The sequence below is a fragment of the Spirosoma koreense genome (genome assembly GCF_054777875.1).
Map to the genome: position 1 here is coordinate 52,343 of NZ_BAAHAC010000027.1, position 17,702 is coordinate 70,044.

The 17,702-nt window shown below is 50.4% G+C and carries 17 protein-coding genes; 11 read left to right on the plus strand and 6 right to left on the minus strand.

The genetic code is table 11. The features are described 5' to 3' along the window. Window positions 1-252: 252 nt before the first annotated feature. Window positions 253-1,383, minus strand: a complete 1,131-nt coding sequence (locus tag ACYVC2_RS25760; protein ID WP_461107339.1) for a tail fiber domain-containing protein — start codon at window positions 1,381-1,383, stop codon at window positions 253-255. Window positions 1,384-1,670: 287 nt separating this feature from the next. Between ACYVC2_RS25760 and ACYVC2_RS25765 the strand changes: the two genes are divergently transcribed. Further along, window positions 1,671-2,108, plus strand: coding sequence for a hypothetical protein (locus ACYVC2_RS25765; RefSeq protein WP_461107341.1), 438 nt, complete (start codon window positions 1,671-1,673; stop codon window positions 2,106-2,108). A 19-nt stretch (window positions 2,109-2,127) separates the two neighbouring features. On the opposite strand, the gene ACYVC2_RS25770 is transcribed toward ACYVC2_RS25765, so the two are convergent. Continuing rightward, entirely contained in the window at window positions 2,128-2,439 is a 312-nt protein-coding gene (locus tag ACYVC2_RS25770; RefSeq protein WP_461107343.1) for a hypothetical protein, read from the minus strand. Between the two features lie 144 nt (window positions 2,440-2,583). Between ACYVC2_RS25770 and ACYVC2_RS25775 the strand changes: the two genes are divergently transcribed. The 7 genes from ACYVC2_RS25775 (at window position 2,584) to ACYVC2_RS25805 (ending at window position 8,258) form a co-directional block, all read left to right on the plus strand. After that, window positions 2,584-3,900 carry an ELWxxDGT repeat protein gene (locus tag ACYVC2_RS25775; protein WP_461107345.1) on the plus strand — a complete coding sequence of 439 codons (1,317 nt, stop codon included), beginning with the start codon at window positions 2,584-2,586 and terminating at the stop codon, window positions 3,898-3,900. Window positions 3,901-4,089: 189 nt separating this feature from the next. Then, a complete protein-coding gene (locus ACYVC2_RS25780) occupies window positions 4,090-4,419 on the plus strand; it encodes a hypothetical protein (RefSeq protein WP_461107347.1) in 330 nt (109 codons plus the stop codon). 516 nt (window positions 4,420-4,935) lie between these two features. Further along, window positions 4,936-5,946 (plus strand): GRP family sugar transporter, encoded by a 1,011-nt coding sequence (locus ACYVC2_RS25785; protein WP_461107349.1) that lies wholly within the window; start codon window positions 4,936-4,938, stop codon window positions 5,944-5,946. A gap of 141 nt (window positions 5,947-6,087) precedes the next feature. Continuing rightward, window positions 6,088-6,450 carry a hypothetical protein gene (locus tag ACYVC2_RS25790; protein ID WP_461107351.1) on the plus strand — a complete coding sequence of 121 codons (363 nt, stop codon included), beginning with the start codon at window positions 6,088-6,090 and terminating at the stop codon, window positions 6,448-6,450. A 129-nt stretch (window positions 6,451-6,579) separates the two neighbouring features. Next, window positions 6,580-7,020 carry a response regulator gene (locus ACYVC2_RS25795; protein WP_461107353.1) on the plus strand — a complete coding sequence of 147 codons (441 nt, stop codon included), beginning with the start codon at window positions 6,580-6,582 and terminating at the stop codon, window positions 7,018-7,020. A gap of 225 nt (window positions 7,021-7,245) precedes the next feature. Beyond that, the gene (locus ACYVC2_RS25800) at window positions 7,246-7,557 is read left to right on the plus strand and encodes a hypothetical protein (RefSeq protein WP_461107355.1); all 312 of its coding nucleotides are present in this window, start codon (window positions 7,246-7,248) and stop codon (window positions 7,555-7,557) included. A 467-nt stretch (window positions 7,558-8,024) separates the two neighbouring features. After that, window positions 8,025-8,258 (plus strand): hypothetical protein, encoded by a 234-nt coding sequence (locus tag ACYVC2_RS25805; RefSeq protein ID WP_461107357.1) that lies wholly within the window; start codon window positions 8,025-8,027, stop codon window positions 8,256-8,258. A gap of 231 nt (window positions 8,259-8,489) precedes the next feature. Here the strand turns inward: ACYVC2_RS25805 and ACYVC2_RS25810 are convergent, their stop codons facing one another. Beyond that, the gene (locus ACYVC2_RS25810; RefSeq protein ID WP_461107359.1) at window positions 8,490-8,834 is read right to left on the minus strand and encodes a hypothetical protein; all 345 of its coding nucleotides are present in this window, start codon (window positions 8,832-8,834) and stop codon (window positions 8,490-8,492) included. A gap of 359 nt (window positions 8,835-9,193) precedes the next feature. On the opposite strand from ACYVC2_RS25810, the gene ACYVC2_RS25815 reads away from it, so the two are divergent. Together ACYVC2_RS25815 and ACYVC2_RS25820 are read left to right on the plus strand one after the other, a co-directional pair. Further along, window positions 9,194-11,161, plus strand: a complete 1,968-nt coding sequence (locus ACYVC2_RS25815) for a PAS domain-containing sensor histidine kinase (protein WP_461107361.1) — start codon at window positions 9,194-9,196, stop codon at window positions 11,159-11,161. Next, window positions 11,158-11,358 carry a hypothetical protein gene (locus ACYVC2_RS25820; protein ID WP_461107363.1) on the plus strand — a complete coding sequence of 67 codons (201 nt, stop codon included), beginning with the start codon at window positions 11,158-11,160 and terminating at the stop codon, window positions 11,356-11,358. Before ACYVC2_RS25815 ends, ACYVC2_RS25820 begins: the two co-directional genes overlap by 4 nt. A 66-nt stretch (window positions 11,359-11,424) precedes the next feature. Here the strand turns inward: ACYVC2_RS25820 and ACYVC2_RS25825 are convergent, their stop codons facing one another. Next, window positions 11,425-11,643, minus strand: a complete 219-nt coding sequence (locus ACYVC2_RS25825) for a hypothetical protein (protein ID WP_461107365.1) — start codon at window positions 11,641-11,643, stop codon at window positions 11,425-11,427. A gap of 737 nt (window positions 11,644-12,380) precedes the next feature. Between ACYVC2_RS25825 and ACYVC2_RS25830 the strand changes: the two genes are divergently transcribed. Then, on the plus strand, window positions 12,381-13,076 hold the full coding sequence (locus tag ACYVC2_RS25830; RefSeq protein ID WP_461107367.1) for a hypothetical protein: 696 nt from the start codon (window positions 12,381-12,383) through the stop codon (window positions 13,074-13,076). Between the two features lie 96 nt (window positions 13,077-13,172). Here the strand turns inward: ACYVC2_RS25830 and ACYVC2_RS25835 are convergent, their stop codons facing one another. Together ACYVC2_RS25835 and ACYVC2_RS25840 are read right to left on the minus strand one after the other, a co-directional pair. Next, window positions 13,173-13,649: a cupin domain-containing protein gene (locus ACYVC2_RS25835; RefSeq protein ID WP_461107369.1), complete on the minus strand. Its 477-nt coding sequence runs from the start codon at window positions 13,647-13,649 to the stop codon at window positions 13,173-13,175. Between the two features lie 415 nt (window positions 13,650-14,064). Beyond that, complete coding sequence (locus ACYVC2_RS25840; protein ID WP_461107371.1) at window positions 14,065-17,493, minus strand: HEAT repeat domain-containing protein; 3,429 nt, start codon at window positions 17,491-17,493, stop codon at window positions 14,065-14,067. Window positions 17,494-17,702: the final 209 nt, after the last annotated feature.

A 17,702-nucleotide genomic window follows, 5' to 3' on the forward strand; every position in this document is an offset into this window, starting at 1 on the left:
TTGTTGGTAGTATAGATGGTGCTGACTATATGTAGTCATAAACACAAAAACGCCCCGCTCGATGAGCGGGGCGTTTTTGTGTCTACACGTATTTTCTATTGAATCGAACTTGATAACACGATCTAACGGTCAGTTGCCCGATTAAACAGACAGCCCGCCATTCTGAGAGATGCAAGCTGGTTGGCAACCAGGATATACGTTCAATCAGATAGAGTTAAGCAAGCGATATTCATGTGTATTTTCAGAGAATACCTAAGGTTTTATAGTGGCAGTAGCTTTACCCGAATCCAGAAGTACGGCCTCTATTTTGTCTAGTCTAGACTGGGTAGCCATTTCCCGTTGCCGAGAATTCGCAAGTTCGGCTTTCAACTGCTCAACTTCTTTAATCAGGGCCTGGATAGCAATCATATTTACGCCATCAAAATCAGCCTGGTTAATGCGCTTCTCTTCACCGATTGTGCCCAACTCATCGTGCCCGAAGGCGGTAAAGAAATCCTGTGCCATCGGACCATAATGCCGATAGAGCCTGACATCCTGGCCTTTATAGTTCCAACTGCCTAGGCGTATGGCTGCAATCTTTTTCAGAAAAGAAGCACCATTCACAGCTTTGAAGTTTTCTTTGCGGGTTGAATCCGAGATGATAGTCCAGGCGTTGTCGTTGGGTGATAGTTGCACCCCGACAGCATCGGTCTGGCTTTGAGGAGCACTGCTGTACAGCACATAGCCTCCTGCAAAGCGCATCATCATCTGATTATCGGCGTTATTTATATAAAAGGGATTGGTAGAGGGGGCCGGGGGTGGCCCTGAGCTAATATCGCCAATAATAAATGATCCTTTTTTGGTATTGGTCGAAACATAATTTCCCATGGCAGTTGAAAAATCGCCACTGGCGGTAGCAACGTAACCAATAGCTCTGGATGTATAGCCACTGGCAGTAGCACTCTGCCCCAAGACCATTGAGGAGTAGCCACTAGCCGTAGCATTACTACCCATGGCTGCGGCAAAGTTACCACTGGCATTCGAAGCATAGCCCATCGACAGGGAGGCCCGGCCGCTGGCGGTATTGAACTGCCCTATAGCCGTAGCGGCATAGCCATTGGCTAGGTTACTATAGCCCGTAGCTAAAGAATAATCACCTATGTTGGCTGAGTTCCAGCTCGTATTATCAATGTACCCCGCCCGTAGCGCTCCTTTACTGCCATACCAAATAAATTTGGCGGAGTTGTTGACATAGTTGGAATCTTCTCCAAAAAGTACCGTCCGGCCCCTGGGCACATTTAGAAAAGCCTGAGGGGTTGTAGTGCCAATACCCACCTGGGCATAGCTTAGACTAAAGTTGAGACTGAACGAAAGAAATAATACCGTAAATAAATTGTTTTTCATGTATCAGGATTTGGTAAAAGAAGACTCCAAAGTAAGAAAAAAGCGTCGGCTAGTCACTAGGTTTCTGTCGGTACGCCATTATTATTTTTAGCCTCCGCCATGGGTGTAGTATTCAGACGGGAACGCCAATTCTTACAAAAATCATGTTTTATGGCCAACAGACTCCCTTACAATTTGCCAAGTATATAAGCTTCAACGACTTTTATCCCGCATCTTTACATAACGCCGAGCCGCTTATGCTTATAGAAGCTTAGGCCACCAGCGCCCTCCCATCTTAATCCGAACGTATGAAACTGCTGTTACTGTTCCTTCTGCCTTTGTTTGCTTACAGTCAGGATATTCCGAAGGGGGCCGAAGGCATTGAGCTATCTACCGACTTACCCGATTCTACGCTTTTCGAACAGGTTGGTGATTTTCTGACGGATAAAGATTACATTATTCAGAAAGAAGATGCGAAACGAGGTACGATCGTAACTGAGCATAAAAGCCTGACCAACAAGCTGAGTATGCGCGTACTGGTAACCATAAAAGATAGCAAGGCCATTTTTAGAGGGCAGTGGTCGGCGCAGGCAATGGGTCTGACATTTACCAACGAGCCGGTCCGGTATAAAGGACTGGCCAATAGTGCCGAAAAAGGGGCATTCCTCGCACTGGATGAGCTAGCGAATGACTTAAGTGTCGCGATTCATGACTCATCTATCCAGTATATACCCCCTAAAAAGTAGCTAGTTACTTACGCGCTGCCTACAGCAAATGGCGATCTGTGTAAGTAGCCAACAACCGTTCGAATTGGCTGATGTGAGCCTGAACCGTTGCCAGCATATGATCGGGCTTCTGGCTTTTGGCCTGTAACTCTTTATAGCTTTCCGTCGGCTCTGCCTGGCCGTCGTAATGGATGCCATAAGCCAATAATTTTCTGAGCAGAAGAAAAACAGTCGTCCATTCAGGAGACGACTGATCACTCCTCTGCACCGGCTGTTGGCTCGCTCCGGCACTTATTTTATTCAGGTAGTTGCCAATCAGCTCTAGCTCCTGTCGGCTAAACCGTATTTCCATTGACTGTAAAGTTATAGAGTCGATTGCGTGCGCTCAAGTTCAACCATTATCTCCTGATTAACGTACCGTTGGCTCAAAGGTCAGGGTTCTATGCTGCTAATTCTTTGTAGCTTTTCGACAAACCCCAACCAACGCTCCAAATCAATGACGTTTCCGTTTATTCGTTCGACGCTCTCCTGCTTACTGGTTATCATTTGTACTGGCTTCTTATCGGCGCAAATGCTCATTAAAGATATCTTACCCGGCACGGCCAGTTCAAAACCCAGTCAGCTTGTCAACGTCAATGGTACGCTTTTCTTCGTGGCAGACGATGGCGTACACGGTCCCGAACTATGGAAATCCGACGGAACGGCAGCAGGTACTACGCTCGTCAAAGACTTGGTTCCCGGTCCGACGGGCTCCGAAATCAAGGAAATGACCGCGGTGAACGGTAAGCTATTTTTCACGGCCATCAGTCCAGCCTCCAGCACCCGGCAATTGTGGGTTTCCAGCGGCTTTGCGGCCAATACATCCGTTCCTTACGACGGTCACAAAGAAGCGGAGGTTCGGTATGCCAGCGGCCTAACGGGCTTTGCGGTCGATGTATATTACGTGAAACAGGGCTCCCTCGGCGGTACCGACCAATGGCTGATCCAGCGATCCGATGGCACTCAGCCAGGTACCAGGGCGTTCTGGCAAACCGGCTTTGATCCTGTCGCAGAAGGCAAACACCCGCCTGCTTATTTTACGCTTCTGAACGGAGCCATTTACTTTGCTTATAAAGCCGATCTCTGGCGCACCAATGGCATAAGCGGTGGCAAAAATTCGTTTGTGGTAAAGGCAGGTATCAACCCCCAATCGTTGGTAGATCATGGCAGTGTCCTGCTCTTTGCCGCCGGGCCGTCGCAGTCTGAGTTGTGGACGTCCCAGGGCACGGCCGTCAGCACTCAGAAGGTCACTACGCCGGTGGCCGGCGCTTCGCTGTATAGCTTAACCAAAGCAGGCCGATACGTTTTTTTCTCGACAGGCCCTGGCGCCAAACAAGTTTGGGTAACGGATGGAACGAGTCAGGGAACCAAAAAGCTGGCTACTCTTTCGGGACCCATTGGCAAGATGGTCAATGTGTCGACTCCAAATCCGTTTCAGCTAGGCGACTACAAGACTTATTTTACGACCGCTCTGAGTGGAGAGCTTTATTTTTCCAACGGGCAAAGCGTCACGAAAGTAACCGGCTCGTTTACAGGACCAGTTCGTGGGATCGTCAAATTTAAGGAAGCACTTTATTTCACAGCCGCCAATGGCTTGTTCCGTACGACTGACACCCAGGCGGTGCAGGTCTTTAGCTCAACCGGGTCGACGGCGAACTTGACTGATGTCAACGGTAAATTATTTTTTAGTCAGGACAAATCTGGCGTGGGCAACGAACTCTTCTGGCTGAGCCCGTTTATTAAACCATTTCCGCCTATCAAAGTGGCTAAATAAGCTCAAAAACCACGTTTATTACACAGCCAGAACGCCTTTGCGCCAGCTGTCGCAAGCGAGGTTTCGGGCTTACCGACCAGGCACCAGGCGCCCCGAATCTGGGCCGGTCAGTAATCTTGTTCAGCCTTTTTCCCATCTCACAGGTTATAAGGTTAATTTACTCAACCAAACACCTGGTAAAGCAACGTTATGAAACAGGTAATTATCATGGGGGCCATGCTGCTGAGCGTAGCAGCGTTCAGTGCTCACGCGCAAACGACAGCTCCTAGCAATGGAGTCAATAATGCAGCGCCCAAAAACGGGGTTCAGGGTACGATCATCGATTCGTCTTCGACGGATAGCGCTGCAACCATCAACAGTACGCCTATGAAGCAAAGTCAGACTCGTCGCCGGGGATCGATGAACTCCTCGGGTTCGGTATCGGATCAGTCAGGCACGACGAGCTCAGGATCGACGAGTCAGCGCACCAGCCGGAAAATGAAACGGACGCAAACGAGCAAAGAAACCAATCCGCAATAGAAGCGGTATACGCCGATTCAACGAATCGACACGAGCAGAAGCCCCGCCAGCTAATGAGCGGGGCTTCTGCTATCCTATTCAGATCGCACCTGGCTCAATTAAATATATTTCCTATATCTAATATATACATTTTAAATAAAATTGTATATTTAATTTTACATATTATTAATTAAAGCAAAAAATGCCAGGCTCAACGAACCTGACATTTATATTCTCCCTATATAAATAAAACTTTAGGACGGTCTATTTCTTTCATCGTCACATAAAAGTTAAACAAGTCAACAAATTTTCGCAGCTTCTAAAATATAGTACCTGGAAACTCATCATCGAACTACTAGCTATTAGTGGTACCCCCGTCGACAACGCCGTTACTTTCTCCCCAATTAATCGAGTAGAGGATTGGGCAGCAGCTCCGGCACGGGATTAGCGGACCAGTGGTACGTTTTTACCGAACCAACTAAACGATACGAGGCTTTTCGGGTATTCAATAGCAGACCTCTTCTCCCGACATGGCCTATGTTCATCATTCATCAACCCACTCTGGCGGTTTGCTTTTGTCTGTTTACTATGCTATGCTGGGGCTCCTGGACCAACGCGCAGAAGTTTGTTACAAAATCGGCTCCGCTTCACGTTTTCTACCGCGACTATGTGTACGGTATTTTTCTAAGCTCACTAATACTGGCCTTCACGCTGGGTAGTTTCGGGCAACAAGGTCGTTCGGTGCTCAGCGACCTGCAACAAGCCGATGCCGATAAGATCGCGCTGGCACTGGCGGGCGGGGTGGTATTTAGCGTTGGGAATATGCTGCTTACGGTTGGCATCAGCATAGCCGGCATTTCCGTGGCGATGCCCGTAGGCACAGGCCTGTCATTAGCTATTGGATTAGTAATAAATTACCTGTCTGAGCCAAAAGGCAGTGTAGCTTTACTGTCCATCGGGGGTGGGGCCATCCTGGTCGCCATGGTTTTCAGCGCGCTGGCCTACCAGATCAAACAAAGCCAGGGCGATGAAACCGACCAGTCGTCGGAAGGTAACCGGGGTATCTGGATCGCTCTGGGAGGTGGCTTGGTAGCTGGTTTCTTCTTCTGGTTTGTCGCCCGGTCATTGGTCAAAAATCTAGCCGATCCAGAATCCGGTTCGCTAACCCCCTACACAAGTTTTGCTTTATTCGCGACTGCACTAGCCGTAAGCACGCCCTTGGTCGAGTACCTGGTACGACGCTTTGCTTTGCCCGACAAGAACGGCCAGCTAACCTACTCGCAAACCGGCCTGCGTGAGCACCTGGCAGGGCTGGCGAGCGGGCTGGTCTGGGGGGTGGGCATGATTGCCCTTTTGCTAGGCACCAAACAGGCAGGCGATGCGGTGTCCTATGGACTCAGCCAGGGAGCCACTATTGTGTCGGTACTATGGGGCTTATTTCTCTGGCACGAATTTAAAGGTGCTCCCCCGAAAGCCAATCGTTATCTATGGCTGATGAGCCTGACTTACCTGGCCGGACTCATTCTCATTGTTCTGGCCCGGTCGTAGTAATCGCTGCCACGGAATACGACACGCATGTTAGGGGCGGCCAGAGCATTTAGCGGAACAGAAACTCAATTAATGGAACGTTTGTAGACAAAACGATTGCTCATCTGTTAACCTGTTTGTAATTCAACCAACTTTAAGGTTATGAAGAAAACGATTTTGCTGGGCGCCCTTCTGCTCTCGGCCGCTCTAAGCGGATCAGCGCAGTCTACCAACAGGACCAATGCCTCGACCGTAGGTTCAGCGGCCACAAACGACCCAAACGCCATTGGCAACGACCGGATCGGCCGCGGGAAAGTAGCTGGCAGTAAGCCCAAAAGTTCCGGCGCAACCGTCGACGGTTCGAATGGCAGTGCTACCAACGACGGGGCCAGCGGTCAGAGTGGCGCTCCGGCTCCGCTGCCTGCCGCATCTCCGCAGTCGCGACAAAGCAGCCAGGGGCAGAAGGCGGTCAAAACGGCCCGCACGGGCAGTAGTCGACCAGGTACTGCGGGCCATAAGCAGTAAAAAAACGTTGACGTTACGTTCATTCCCTGAGCCAGGTTTTGCCCTGGTGCAGAAGCACCAGTTGTCCTTAGAATTGCAGCCGCTCAGGTTGGATAGAATACTTAGTTCGTTGATCCAACTTCACTTACAATGTCAGTGCCTTTCTTAATTCTGGTAGTAGATGATGATCCTGACCTGATTGACGTTTTGAGCAGGACCGCCAAACATAGTTTTCCGGAAGCCCATTTCATTCAGGTTCATAGCTCGCTGGAAGCAAAAGATTATTTCGACAAGCTGGAAGGATACGGCCCCAAATTGATTTTGCTGGATCTTGCTTTACAGGAAAAAACAACGGGGCTCGACTTCCTGACCTACCTGCGTGCCAATAGTCAAACCCGCTCGATCCCGGTCATTATCCTTACGGTAAGCCAGCGGGATTCCGATATTCAGGAGGCTTATGCGTTTGGGGTTTCCAGCTTCACTCAAAAGCCTTTCAGTACCGATGATTGGATGATGTACTGGCAAAACCTGCGGCTCTACTGGTTCAACACGGTTACTTTACCGCCTGTTCGATTCACGAAAAACAGGTAGTATTACTGCCTGATGAGGTTCTGTTCGACCACGAAGCTAACTCACGAAGCCCGCTACTATCCAGGAGCGTCGAGAAAACGGCCGCCGTTCTGCCATCGCGTTGCTGTTTTGAAGTTAGTTACAGGCAATTTCTGACTCTAATACCACCGGTGGGCTAGTAGGCTGTATATAAACTAAACAAGACGTGGGCGGTTAAAAAGAAGTACTCAACGTTATTTCTTTATTATGAACCGCTTTTTCGTACTCTACTCGGTCCATGGCCAGTATTTCCAGATTGGCTGTACTGATCTGGCCAACGCCCGGCAGCTTCTCGAACAGATAGGTCTGACAACGAGCGGGCTCACCCTGGGCATTTATGATGCCAAAACCGAACTATTTTCCTGGGAAACTTTCCTGCAGCAGCAATACGATCAGATGAGCCTGGAAGAGCAGGGAAAGCTTGGCCATCAGATTATTGCCATTGCCCAGAATGTACTGAATCAACGCCCGGCCACGCCCTGTGAAAACCTGACGGGCTTTGTCTTTGCGAGTCGGTAATCCCGCCGGCGCGCCCATTACCTCATCACTGTAATCGTAAGCAACGTATGGGCTGTTATGCAGACGTAGCTTATTACATTGAGATTTGAGAACAGCCAGCACCCATTGGGCGCTGGCTTTGTCTATCTCCCTATTACCCCGCGTTTACCCACTCTGTCTGACTGCAACTATAATTACAAGGATAAGTAGTCCGTATCCTCAGGCGTGTCCTGTAAAAAAACTTTCTCGTATACAACGCGTTTGTATTGAGCCATTAGATTGATGAAGGCAGGCAGGTTCAAGCCAGGCTGATACATTGATTGAAAATCGTCGAAAGATTCTGGCTGAGTGTAGTGGTTGTTATCCATGTGAAAAGATAATTTACGTTACCGATATACACATACGATGCTTTTTTATTTACGGATTCATATATACATAAACTTAATTTAGTTTTTTCTAGATTAGCTCCGCAATTGATGACATCGACAATGAAGATTACGAATGACACCTTACTGGACCTTGGTTTTACGGTGATGTTCAACCGTCCGCTCTGGTATGTGTATAAGGGCGTGCAGGGAAAACTAGACCCGGCGACGAACACCTTCCAGTTTTTGGGTTTTCAACCCGTTATTCAACGTTCGAGTGATTTGTTGTTCATAACGATGCTGATCGATTACAACCATCCGTCTATAAGCACGTCTTACAGGATGAGTGACAACTAAAAAAACGCCTGATTCAAATCGACCAGACGTTTCTCTATCTATCCACACCAGAGTAATTCTGCTGCGGGAGCAGGGCTTACTCTACATAGCTATACGAAGTTCAGCCGTATTCGGGCTATCGACAACGAACTTGTTTTCTGCTCACGCTCAAAAGTTTTCTGCAAAATCCTAAGCTGGTTGAGCCTCCCAAGGTATACCTCGAGCGCACCGCCGACTGGCTCCAGGCTGTCTTTAAGCAGCCATACGGGAATCGTCCGAACAACCAATAGATTCGCTGGTCAACAAATCTTCGGGCATAAATTTAAAACAACGGTCGGTAAACCACCGGGAAAGCGTTTCTTCCAGAAACGACATAAGCTGCGGCTGCCCGTCGAGCTTTTCCAGCACGATAGACTGAAACCAGCTTATGGGAACCAGCTGAGCCGCTTTGTAGTTGGGGTGCCTGGGGTAAGTGACAAACGCACTTTGGCCATCCGGGGTCAGGAAATGAATACAGAGCTGCTGAGGACGATCGGCAAAAGTTGGGTAAGTGTACTGATAAAAGCCGGGCAAGGGAGTGGTAGCCTGTAACATCATACTCTATTTTTAGGTTTGAGTCGCATCAAATATACATATACAATTTTGATTGAACTACTTATTTATTTTTAGGTATAAAAGTTGATAAAATGATCGTATTTATACTCAAAAAAAGTCAATTTGACATTATAGGTAACAAATAAAACATATCAAATTCCGTCTTTGACGAAATAATAGTCATATATGTATTCAATAGCCAGTCTTTTCGGGAGACAGGCCCATTAGCCCTCACTCGTACAGTAGTTATTGCGAAAAGGCAGATTTACTCTTTGGATCTGACAGGAGCACTTTTCTGGTTTATGGTTAATTTGCTCCTTTATTATGGTTCGCTATGGCAGCCCTAACTCAACACCCCTGACGTGAATACGACTCTAATCGAACAGCTGACGTTTGCCTTGCAGGCAGCTGAGGTAGGCACCTGGGACTTCAATCTGGAGACCGGGTTTGTGGAGTATTCTCCAATCTGCAAACAATTATTTGGCCTCTCTCCCGATCGGCCCGTAACCCCTGCTCAGTTATTAGCTCAGGTCCATCCCGATGATCGGGAATGGGTGGAACAGGCCAACCACCTTGCTTTAAATCCAGACCATCGGAGCGACCACAATATTACGTTTCGGACCCTGACGGGCGGTGGCCATCGGTGGATTCAGGCCAAGGGAAAGACATTTGTCAATCAGCACGGAAAAGTTATTCGGTTTTCGGGTATCGCTCAGGACGTTACGGCCAGCGTCGAAACCCGGCAGCAATTGCAGACCAGTCAGGAGCGCTTCCGGAGCCTTATCGAAGAAGCACCCATTGCGACTTGTTTGTTTGTCGAACGGCAACTGATCATTGAATTAGCCAACGATGTCATGCTGAGCTTCTGGGGAAAAGATCAAAGCATCATCGGCAAACCGCTCACCGAGGCTGTCCCCGAACTCCAGGGGCAGCCTTTTCTGCAGATTCTGGACGATGTGTTCAACTCGGGAGAAACATACGAAGCTCTGAACAGCCCCGCGAACTTACCCGTACGGGGAAAACCCGGCACTTATTATTTCGACTTTACCTACAAACCCCTTCGCAACGAGGCCGGTGAGGTATTTGCCATTCTGGCAATGGCCGTCGATGTTACCGAACGGGTGCTGGCCCGGCAGCGGATCGAGACCGTTCAACGGGAGTTGCAGCTGGCGCTGGAACAGCAGGTAGCCGAGCGCACTCAGGAATTGGCACAGGCAAATTATAATCTGCAGAGCATCATGGACAGTGCGCCCATCGCAATTATGTTTTTTTCACCTATCTGGGAGCAGGGACAGATTATCGATTTTCAGCTGGTTAACCTCAATAAGATGGCCGAGGCCCTCAACGACCGTCCGGCGGCCGAGCTGCTCGAACAATCAATGCTGACGGTATTGCCGGACACCAAAGAACTCGGTCTGTTCGATCAGTATGTCAAGGTGATCAGGACCGGTCTGCCTTTTCATGTAGAGCAGGAATTTCAGACCCGGAGCCTTCGGGGCTGGTTTGATATTTCGGCAGTCCGACGCGAAAACGGATTAACCCTCACGGTTCTGAATATATCTGAGCGCAAGCAGGCCGAACTACAGGTAGAAGCGTCTATTCTGGCGCTCCAGCGAAGCAATGCCAATCTGGAGCAGTTCGCTTACGTGGCCAGTCATGACCTGCAGGAGCCGCTGCGCAAGATTCAGTCTTTTGGCGATATGCTCAAGTCTCAGTATGCGACCCAACTCGGAGAGGGCGTTTCTTATCTGGAACGCATGCAGACAGCGGCCAGCCGAATGTCGACCCAGATTAAGGACCTGCTTACTTTCTCCCGCGTGTCGACTCGTCAGGATAAAACCAGGCCGGTATCGCTCATGCAAATCGTCAAAACCGCGCTCGATGATCTGGAGCTTAGCCTTAAAGAAACCGAAGCCATCGTCGATGTAAATAGTCTGCCGGTAGTGCAGGGCGATGCCTCGCAGCTGGAGCAATTGTTTCAGAATCTGTTAACCAATGCGCTCAAATTCCGTAAGAATAATCTACCCCCTGTCATACGGATAACCGCACGGGAGGTAGCGGCAGCCGAGCTCTCGGCTGCCGTAAAGCCGGCACATGTGGCCAGGCTCTACCATTGCATCGATATTACGGATAACGGAATTGGCTTCGAAGAAAAGTATCTGGATCGTATTTTCCAGGTTTTCCAACGGCTGCATGGCAAAGCGCAATACGCAGGCACAGGTATCGGGCTGGCCATTTGCCAGAAAGTAGCGACCAATCATGGCGGAGCTATTACGGCCAGCAGCCAGCCGGGCCAGGGAGCTACTTTCTCGGTTTATCTGCCCGTATGAGCTGTTTCATAACCAGACAGCCGCCGAGCGACAACTTCGGTAGGCTGGAGACAACTCAGGTCATGGCCGATCAGGTCAGTTTACAGCAAATCGACCCGGCCTGGTCGTTCATCGGCCACGGTCCTTCAGTACCCACCAAAGCGCTACAGCCAGCCCAACCGCCAGAAGCGGAGCGATCAAAGGACCTTTATAAATGACTCCGTAATAATCACCGGACTCGTCCGTAAACCGCTCCCGCTCGATCATCGCCTGGCAACTAACTTTTACAATAATTTCAGTTCATCTTCGGCGGCCCATAAGCTGTCCTGATAAATGATCAGGCTGGCTCTGGCCTGGCGCTGCTCTTCCCGCCAGCGTTCGCAGTCATCGCACATTTCCATACGATTCAGTGAAATCAGAGCTTTGGCGATCGCCTGCTTACAGTCGATAATAGTTTGAATCAGTTCCTCTTCCCGGCTGATTACTTCTGTATTGCTGTTCATGTTCCTAAAAGGATTTACGTATTCATTACTGGTTAGCAAAAATAAGCAGGAATGAGCATATACATAGCTCTCTGAGGAAGCATTTCCTTACTAAAATGACTGAATGTCAACAAATAGCGTCGTTTGTATTATTTGTTGAGCAACGTCATTGATAGCGTAGGAATCGATTCTATCGAAAAATAATACAAACCATGTTGGGAGTAGGCTGCGTATTTTTTTTACAAAAAGCTTGTCTTAAGCAACCGAAAAGCAAGAATGCACGTATGTATGCATACATCATCTCTTAGACATATCTTAGATCGGCTGACAAATTCATGTCAGCCGTTTCTTTTTGGCTATATACACTACCCAAAAGGGCTTGTCCATCCGATTATATACCGGGTTATCTCTACTCAGTGCTTCCTGAATAGATGAGCTTTCAACCAGCGTGATCCAAAACTGGCTAGTCTCTACATTCCTACCGCCCAGCTACCAGCTTTCTACACTTATCCACATTTAGCCAGCAAAGCTTGTGGATAAACAGCCTCTTTTCCTAAATCCGGTGGATAACCAGCCAGGGTAAGTTATGCCTTTTACCCCTTCTGCGACTAATGGTTAATACGTCCAGTTCCGGACAGCTTTCGTCCAGATTCGAACGAATACACGGTCCGATAGGCTCTCAAAACCGCTCTAACCGATGTGGCACAGCTCTTGACACAGATTGACAGACAGCTAATGATTGCTAACCGCTTACTCGCATGAAAACGTCATCGATACTCACCATCGGCCTTACGATGCTACTCGTGGCACTAATGGCCAATCGCTCACTGGCCCAATCTCAATTCGTCGACGCCTACGTTCAGGGCGACTCATCACAGGCCTACTGGCGCCTACAGGCCGGCCAAGCCAGTCAGAAACCGGTCGTGCAATTTTTTGATCAACACCACCAGCTTCTATACCAGGAACAGCTTCCCGCATCGGCCCGACTGACGGAGAAACGAACCGCCCGGGCGTTCGATTTACTGCTGGCCAACTTGACGACTCAGCGCGTACTCGCCACTACTTATCTGGACAATCCAGATTTGTTTGTTTTACCCAGCCCTTCGGTAAATCCTTCAAGCTCATTGGAGCTGAGAGGAGTTATTGTCAAGAAAGGAACTGTCATCGTCGACTGCCATCCATTTCTTCGTCAATCGGACAAGCTCATGCTCTACTTTGCCCAGGCCAAACGTCGGTGGGTTGCCATTTCACTGGAAGATGAGTCACAAAACACCCGCTATTTTGAAGATTCTTCAAATCGGACCCTCTATCGACGGGATCTGAATCTTTCTCAGCTCCCCGGCGGTACTTATCGACTGAAAATTTATGGATATTTCACCCCGTTCCTGTACCGGCTAACGGTTGATCGGTTTCAGCGCCAATACACATTGGAGAAACTTCCCCAAATCGATTAAGGCTGGCCTGTTTGAAAGGCAGGCCTGCGAGAGCCACAGCACAGATCTGTGCTGTGGCTCTCGCAGGCCTGATGGTGCTGTAATGACTGAACCGGCTTAGGCAAAATGTGCGCCGTAGGCGCCCGCCAGGCGCGATACCAGTAGTGCCAGCACGTCGGCCGGGGGCGGTCCCTGCGGAGCCTGTAGGGTTACAGGAGCCTCGGCAATGGGCTGGCTGAACTCAACGAAATAGTTGGCAAATTCGCCGGGAGTGATCAGTGTCAGCATCCGCGCCTGCTCCGTCAGAATCCTGAACTGATGGGCAATATGGCGGGGCGCAAATACAGCCTGCCCCACCTGTCCAATGGTTACGTTATCCCCCACTTCGAACTGAACAGTACCGTCCAGCACATAAAACGTTTCGTCTTCGCGGGTGTGCACATGCCGGGGCGGCTCAGCGCCCTTCGGAAGGGTGATATCGAGGAGCGCAAAATTTCCGCCGGTCTGTTCGGGTGAAACAAGAATTTGAAAAAAGCCGCCATTGTAGGCGCGCAGGGCATTGGTCGGAGAAGAGGAAGTTTGTGCAGTTAGCATTTGTCTGTTAAAGTATGTGCTGATAATTTCTTCGGCACAAAGTTGGAAGCAGACCCTGGCTAACTCAATGGCAATTTATGTGAACTGGTAGTAACAGGTTTTCAAATGCAGGTTTCTCTGGATAAGCTGTCGTACAGGGCCGACTCCTGTCGATGGTAATCGACGAAGGGTAGGGTTGACTCAAGAAAGCCCCTTTTCTGTTACCTGATTACTTACTAACTGGTAGGTAATTAAATTCGATCTATTCTATTTGTCTTTTATTTACAAAAAATCAGTCCACTCAATAAATTATATAACATTTTTATTTTTTATTAACTTAATTTATCTGTTAGGTTGAATTGAAGAGGATAGATAGGGCGAACGGCCAGTACAACTTTGTACTGGCCGTTTTTGTACTGATCAATATTCTGCCGGTTTACTTATCATCCTTCAGCGTCGATAGAAAGCTGACCACATCCCGGATTTCACGTTTGGTCAGCAGGTAGCGCATCTCGGGCATACTCGATGGGGCCGTAGTCCGTTTGGCAATCTGATCTTTCGGGATGGCGACATCTGGCTGGTCGCCGACTTTTACTTTCACTTCCGTGGGGGTTTCGCCCTGGAGAATCCCACTAACCGCCTTGCCGTTCTTGAGCTTTAGGTTAACCGTGCCAAACCCTGGAGCCAGCCGAGCGCTCGGGTTGATCAGTGCTTCCAGTAACTGCTCGCGGGTAAGCCGACTCGCCACGCCGTTCAATCGCGGCCCGGCATTTCCGCCCAGGTCGTCGTAGGCATGACACCGGATACACTGCGCCGTTTGGTGGCGGAAGAAAATCCGTCGGCCCAGGTCGGGCTCTCCACCTAACAAGCTTCCTTTATACGAAGCCAGCAGCGCATCGGGTGATAATTTGGCTGTAATCGCTTTATACCGCGTATTCAGCGGAGCCGAGTGGCTGCTCTCGAGAGCTTCTTCCAGTTCCAGCTGAAGTTCGGCAGGCAGTGTTCCGGCCGACAGTTTGTTGAGCAATCCATCGAGAACCGGCTGCGAACTGGCAATGGGCAACTTCCCCAGGGTGAGCAAGGCAGCCTGTTTTTCTTCCGTCGTGCGGGTATTGATCACGTCCGACAGCAGGGTTACGATGCGCGCCTTGGGCATGTCTGATTTAGCCAGTAAATCCAGGCCGGCTACCCGCACACTTTTATCGCTGTCGGCCAGCGCCGTTTCAATCGCTTTACTGACCTGCTTATCGTTCATCGCAGCCAGCGCCCGCAGGGCAGCGACTCGCACGGTAGCGTCCTTGTCGGTCGTCAGCCGGCTGAACAACGGTTCGGAAGCGCTCGACAGATTCAGTTTCGTAATGGCCTTGACGGCACTAAGCCGAAGCGCTAATTCCGGATGAGTCAGCAATTTCGTATACGCATCGGCGGTCTTCGTTTTCAACAGCGCCGGATCGCGTTCGACAACGCCCCGGTAACGACCATCGACCCGGTCAAGCACCGACGGTTTCGCCCAGGTGCTCAGCGCTTCCATTGCTTCGGCCCGCATGGCTACCGGAGCGCCTTCCTTCTGCATGTAATCGACCAGCGTCTGCATTGCTTCGGGGGTACCGACCCGCAAATTGGCGTTGATGCTCCGGCGCAGCAAAGCTTCGTTGGTGAATTGGGTGTTCTGCAACACCTTCCCCAAGGCCGGCAAAGCCGCTGGAATCGACAGATCATCATTGATACCCCGAGCTGCTTCGGTAACCACGAACTCATCCTTATCCGCCAGAAAAGCGCCAATGCCCGGATCACTCATGCGCCGGAGCGCTACCACAGCCGCAATCCGAACGGCCCGCGACGGATGGCTGGCTAACGCGACTACCGGAGCCGCTTTGCCGATCCGGGCCAGGGCTAAACTTCCCGCGTGCCGGATATACACGTCTTCGTCGTTGTTAGCTTCCAGCAGTTGAATGATCGGCTGAATGGCCGGTTCGTAGGCAATCCGACCCAGGGCTTCGGCAGCAAAGAAACGCGCCCGGCTGTTGGAGTCTTTCAGCAGCGGTAGTAACGCAGCACCCGCTTCTGTATACCGAATGTCGCCTAACCATTTGGCCGCCTGCGCCCGAATTTCGGGATCGGCATCGGTCAGCAGCGGCAACAACAAGCGGCCATACTGCTTATCCTGGCGAGCCAGTTGGCTGATGCCCCAGATGCCATGCACACGAGCCAGCTGATTGTCGGTTTGTTTTGTCGAGGCTGTAAAGACATCAGCCGCTTTACCACCCCGTTTTGCCAGTTCGAACTGCGCTTTCTGTCGCACCCGCATGTCTGGATTCTTCAATAATTCGCCTAGCTCCGTCTCAGAGCGCCCGGCAAACTTCTCGGCCAGCAGGGTTTTGGTTCGCTGGCGGTCGGCCCAGGCGGCTCCGGCCTGATCGTCCAGCTTCCAGATGCGACCGTAGTCTTTGGCATCCCAGCCGTTGATCCAGTCAGCAATGTACAGCGCCCCATCCGGGCCAAAGTCGATGCCGGTAGCCAGCACATTACCGAGCACTTTTTTCTGATCACCCAGTTCGAAGGAAGCTCCTTTGGGTTTTAACTTAAACGCGTGAATACCCGACCGGGCCGGATTACCCACAAACTCTGCGATGAAAAACGTATTCTTGTATGCCGGACTCAGGGCCGTGCCGGGATTGTAACGCATGCCCGCTGGTCCGCTCACGAAGTTGGCTAGGGTAGGCGTGATATAGGCTGCCTGCCCTTCGAAACGCGGCTTGTACATCTGCTCATCCATCCAGACTTTGTAGGTGTTGTTATTCGGATCGCGGTATTTGCCGTACTGCCAGTTGCTCCGCCAGCCCGTATCCGACCCATTGACGATGTAAACCAGCCGCTCTTTTTCGCCCGGATGGTCGCCGTCGTTATCTTCACTGATCAGGTTGCCGTATTCATCGAAAACAAATTCGTGAGTGTTCCGGACGCCGTGGGCAAAGACTTCGAAATCGCTGCCGTCGGGATTCGACCGCACGATGACGCCACTGTTGGGGTGTTCCCACTTTTTACCGTCCGGCCCTTTTCCATTAAACCCAATGTCGCCGATCTGCCAGTAAACCTTTCCGTCTGGTCCCATTACGATACCCGACATGCCGTGTCCACCAAAACCGACGTGTACGCCGTAGCCGTGCGAAATCGACGTTTTCGTTTCGGCAATCCCGTCGCCGTCTTTGTCCTGCATCCGCCAAAGGTCGGGAGCGACCGCCACGTACAGATCATCGCCGTGGCTCAGAACACCCCCGGCTACGTCGGTTACTTCGTCATGAAAATCATCGACGACCAACTGAGACAAGTCGGCTACCCCATCGCCGGAGGTATCTTCGATCCGATAGACGTTTTCTTTTTCTACCGTCATGTCCCGCCAGTCGTGCGATCCATCGTGGTTCAGGTCTTTCAGCCAGTCGTTTTTGGCGCTGTTTTCGGGCGACAATACCCGGTGCAGAAAAGCCCGTTTATCCTCAATGGTTTGCAGCCGGTTCGATTCAATCTCCCAGTCCTGATGGCTCCGAATGTCGAATTCCGAATTTTTCTGCCGGTTCGTCCGGGTGTAATACAGTCGGCCATTGTCGTCTATGTTGATCGCAATAGGATCGGCCACCAGCGAATCGACGCCCCATAGTCGCAACGTCAGGCCCTGAGCCAGTTCGGGCGTTACAGTAGCTTCGATGGCCTTGGCCAGTTGGGCCGCTTTTTCAGGAGCCATTCGCTTGATCCGCCGGTCAATCGGATCTTTCTCGGACTGATAGCCCACTAAACCAGCCAGGGGTACCAGCGCACAAACCCAGACCAGCTTCCGATTCATCAATGAACGCACGTAATCTTTTTTCATTCTCGATACTAGTTAACAGACGAACCGCCTATGATACGAGCCGCCCGCTTCAAAAGACTTTTTCTATTAAACGTTACTTGAGCTAACTCATATTTCTTCTTATCTGAAATAGTAGTGTAGCGCGGGTGGAAACCCGCGCTACACTACTATTTCCTGCCACAATAAACGCCCATTCGGTAAGCCATCAACTACTGGCTACTTACCGAATA

Coding starts and splice junctions, on each gene's coding strand:
- ACYVC2_RS25760 (WP_461107339.1), bottom strand. CDS start 1,383: ATGAAAAACAATTTATTTACGGTATTATTTCTTTCGTTCAGTCTCAAC.
- ACYVC2_RS25765 (WP_461107341.1), top strand. CDS start 1,671: ATGAAACTGCTGTTACTGTTCCTTCTGCCTTTGTTTGCTTACAGTCAG.
- ACYVC2_RS25770 (WP_461107343.1), bottom strand. CDS start 2,439: ATGGAAATACGGTTTAGCCGACAGGAGCTAGAGCTGATTGGCAACTAC.
- ACYVC2_RS25775 (WP_461107345.1), top strand. CDS start 2,584: ATGACGTTTCCGTTTATTCGTTCGACGCTCTCCTGCTTACTGGTTATC.
- ACYVC2_RS25780 (WP_461107347.1), top strand. CDS start 4,090: ATGAAACAGGTAATTATCATGGGGGCCATGCTGCTGAGCGTAGCAGCG.
- ACYVC2_RS25785 (WP_461107349.1), top strand. CDS start 4,936: ATGTTCATCATTCATCAACCCACTCTGGCGGTTTGCTTTTGTCTGTTT.
- ACYVC2_RS25790 (WP_461107351.1), top strand. CDS start 6,088: ATGAAGAAAACGATTTTGCTGGGCGCCCTTCTGCTCTCGGCCGCTCTA.
- ACYVC2_RS25795 (WP_461107353.1), top strand. CDS start 6,580: ATGTCAGTGCCTTTCTTAATTCTGGTAGTAGATGATGATCCTGACCTG.
- ACYVC2_RS25800 (WP_461107355.1), top strand. CDS start 7,246: ATGAACCGCTTTTTCGTACTCTACTCGGTCCATGGCCAGTATTTCCAG.
- ACYVC2_RS25805 (WP_461107357.1), top strand. CDS start 8,025: ATGAAGATTACGAATGACACCTTACTGGACCTTGGTTTTACGGTGATG.
- ACYVC2_RS25810 (WP_461107359.1), bottom strand. CDS start 8,834: ATGATGTTACAGGCTACCACTCCCTTGCCCGGCTTTTATCAGTACACT.
- ACYVC2_RS25820 (WP_461107363.1), top strand. CDS start 11,158: ATGAGCTGTTTCATAACCAGACAGCCGCCGAGCGACAACTTCGGTAGG.
- ACYVC2_RS25825 (WP_461107365.1), bottom strand. CDS start 11,643: ATGAACAGCAATACAGAAGTAATCAGCCGGGAAGAGGAACTGATTCAA.
- ACYVC2_RS25830 (WP_461107367.1), top strand. CDS start 12,381: ATGAAAACGTCATCGATACTCACCATCGGCCTTACGATGCTACTCGTG.
- ACYVC2_RS25835 (WP_461107369.1), bottom strand. CDS start 13,649: ATGCTAACTGCACAAACTTCCTCTTCTCCGACCAATGCCCTGCGCGCC.
- ACYVC2_RS25840 (WP_461107371.1), bottom strand. CDS start 17,493: ATGAAAAAAGATTACGTGCGTTCATTGATGAATCGGAAGCTGGTCTGG.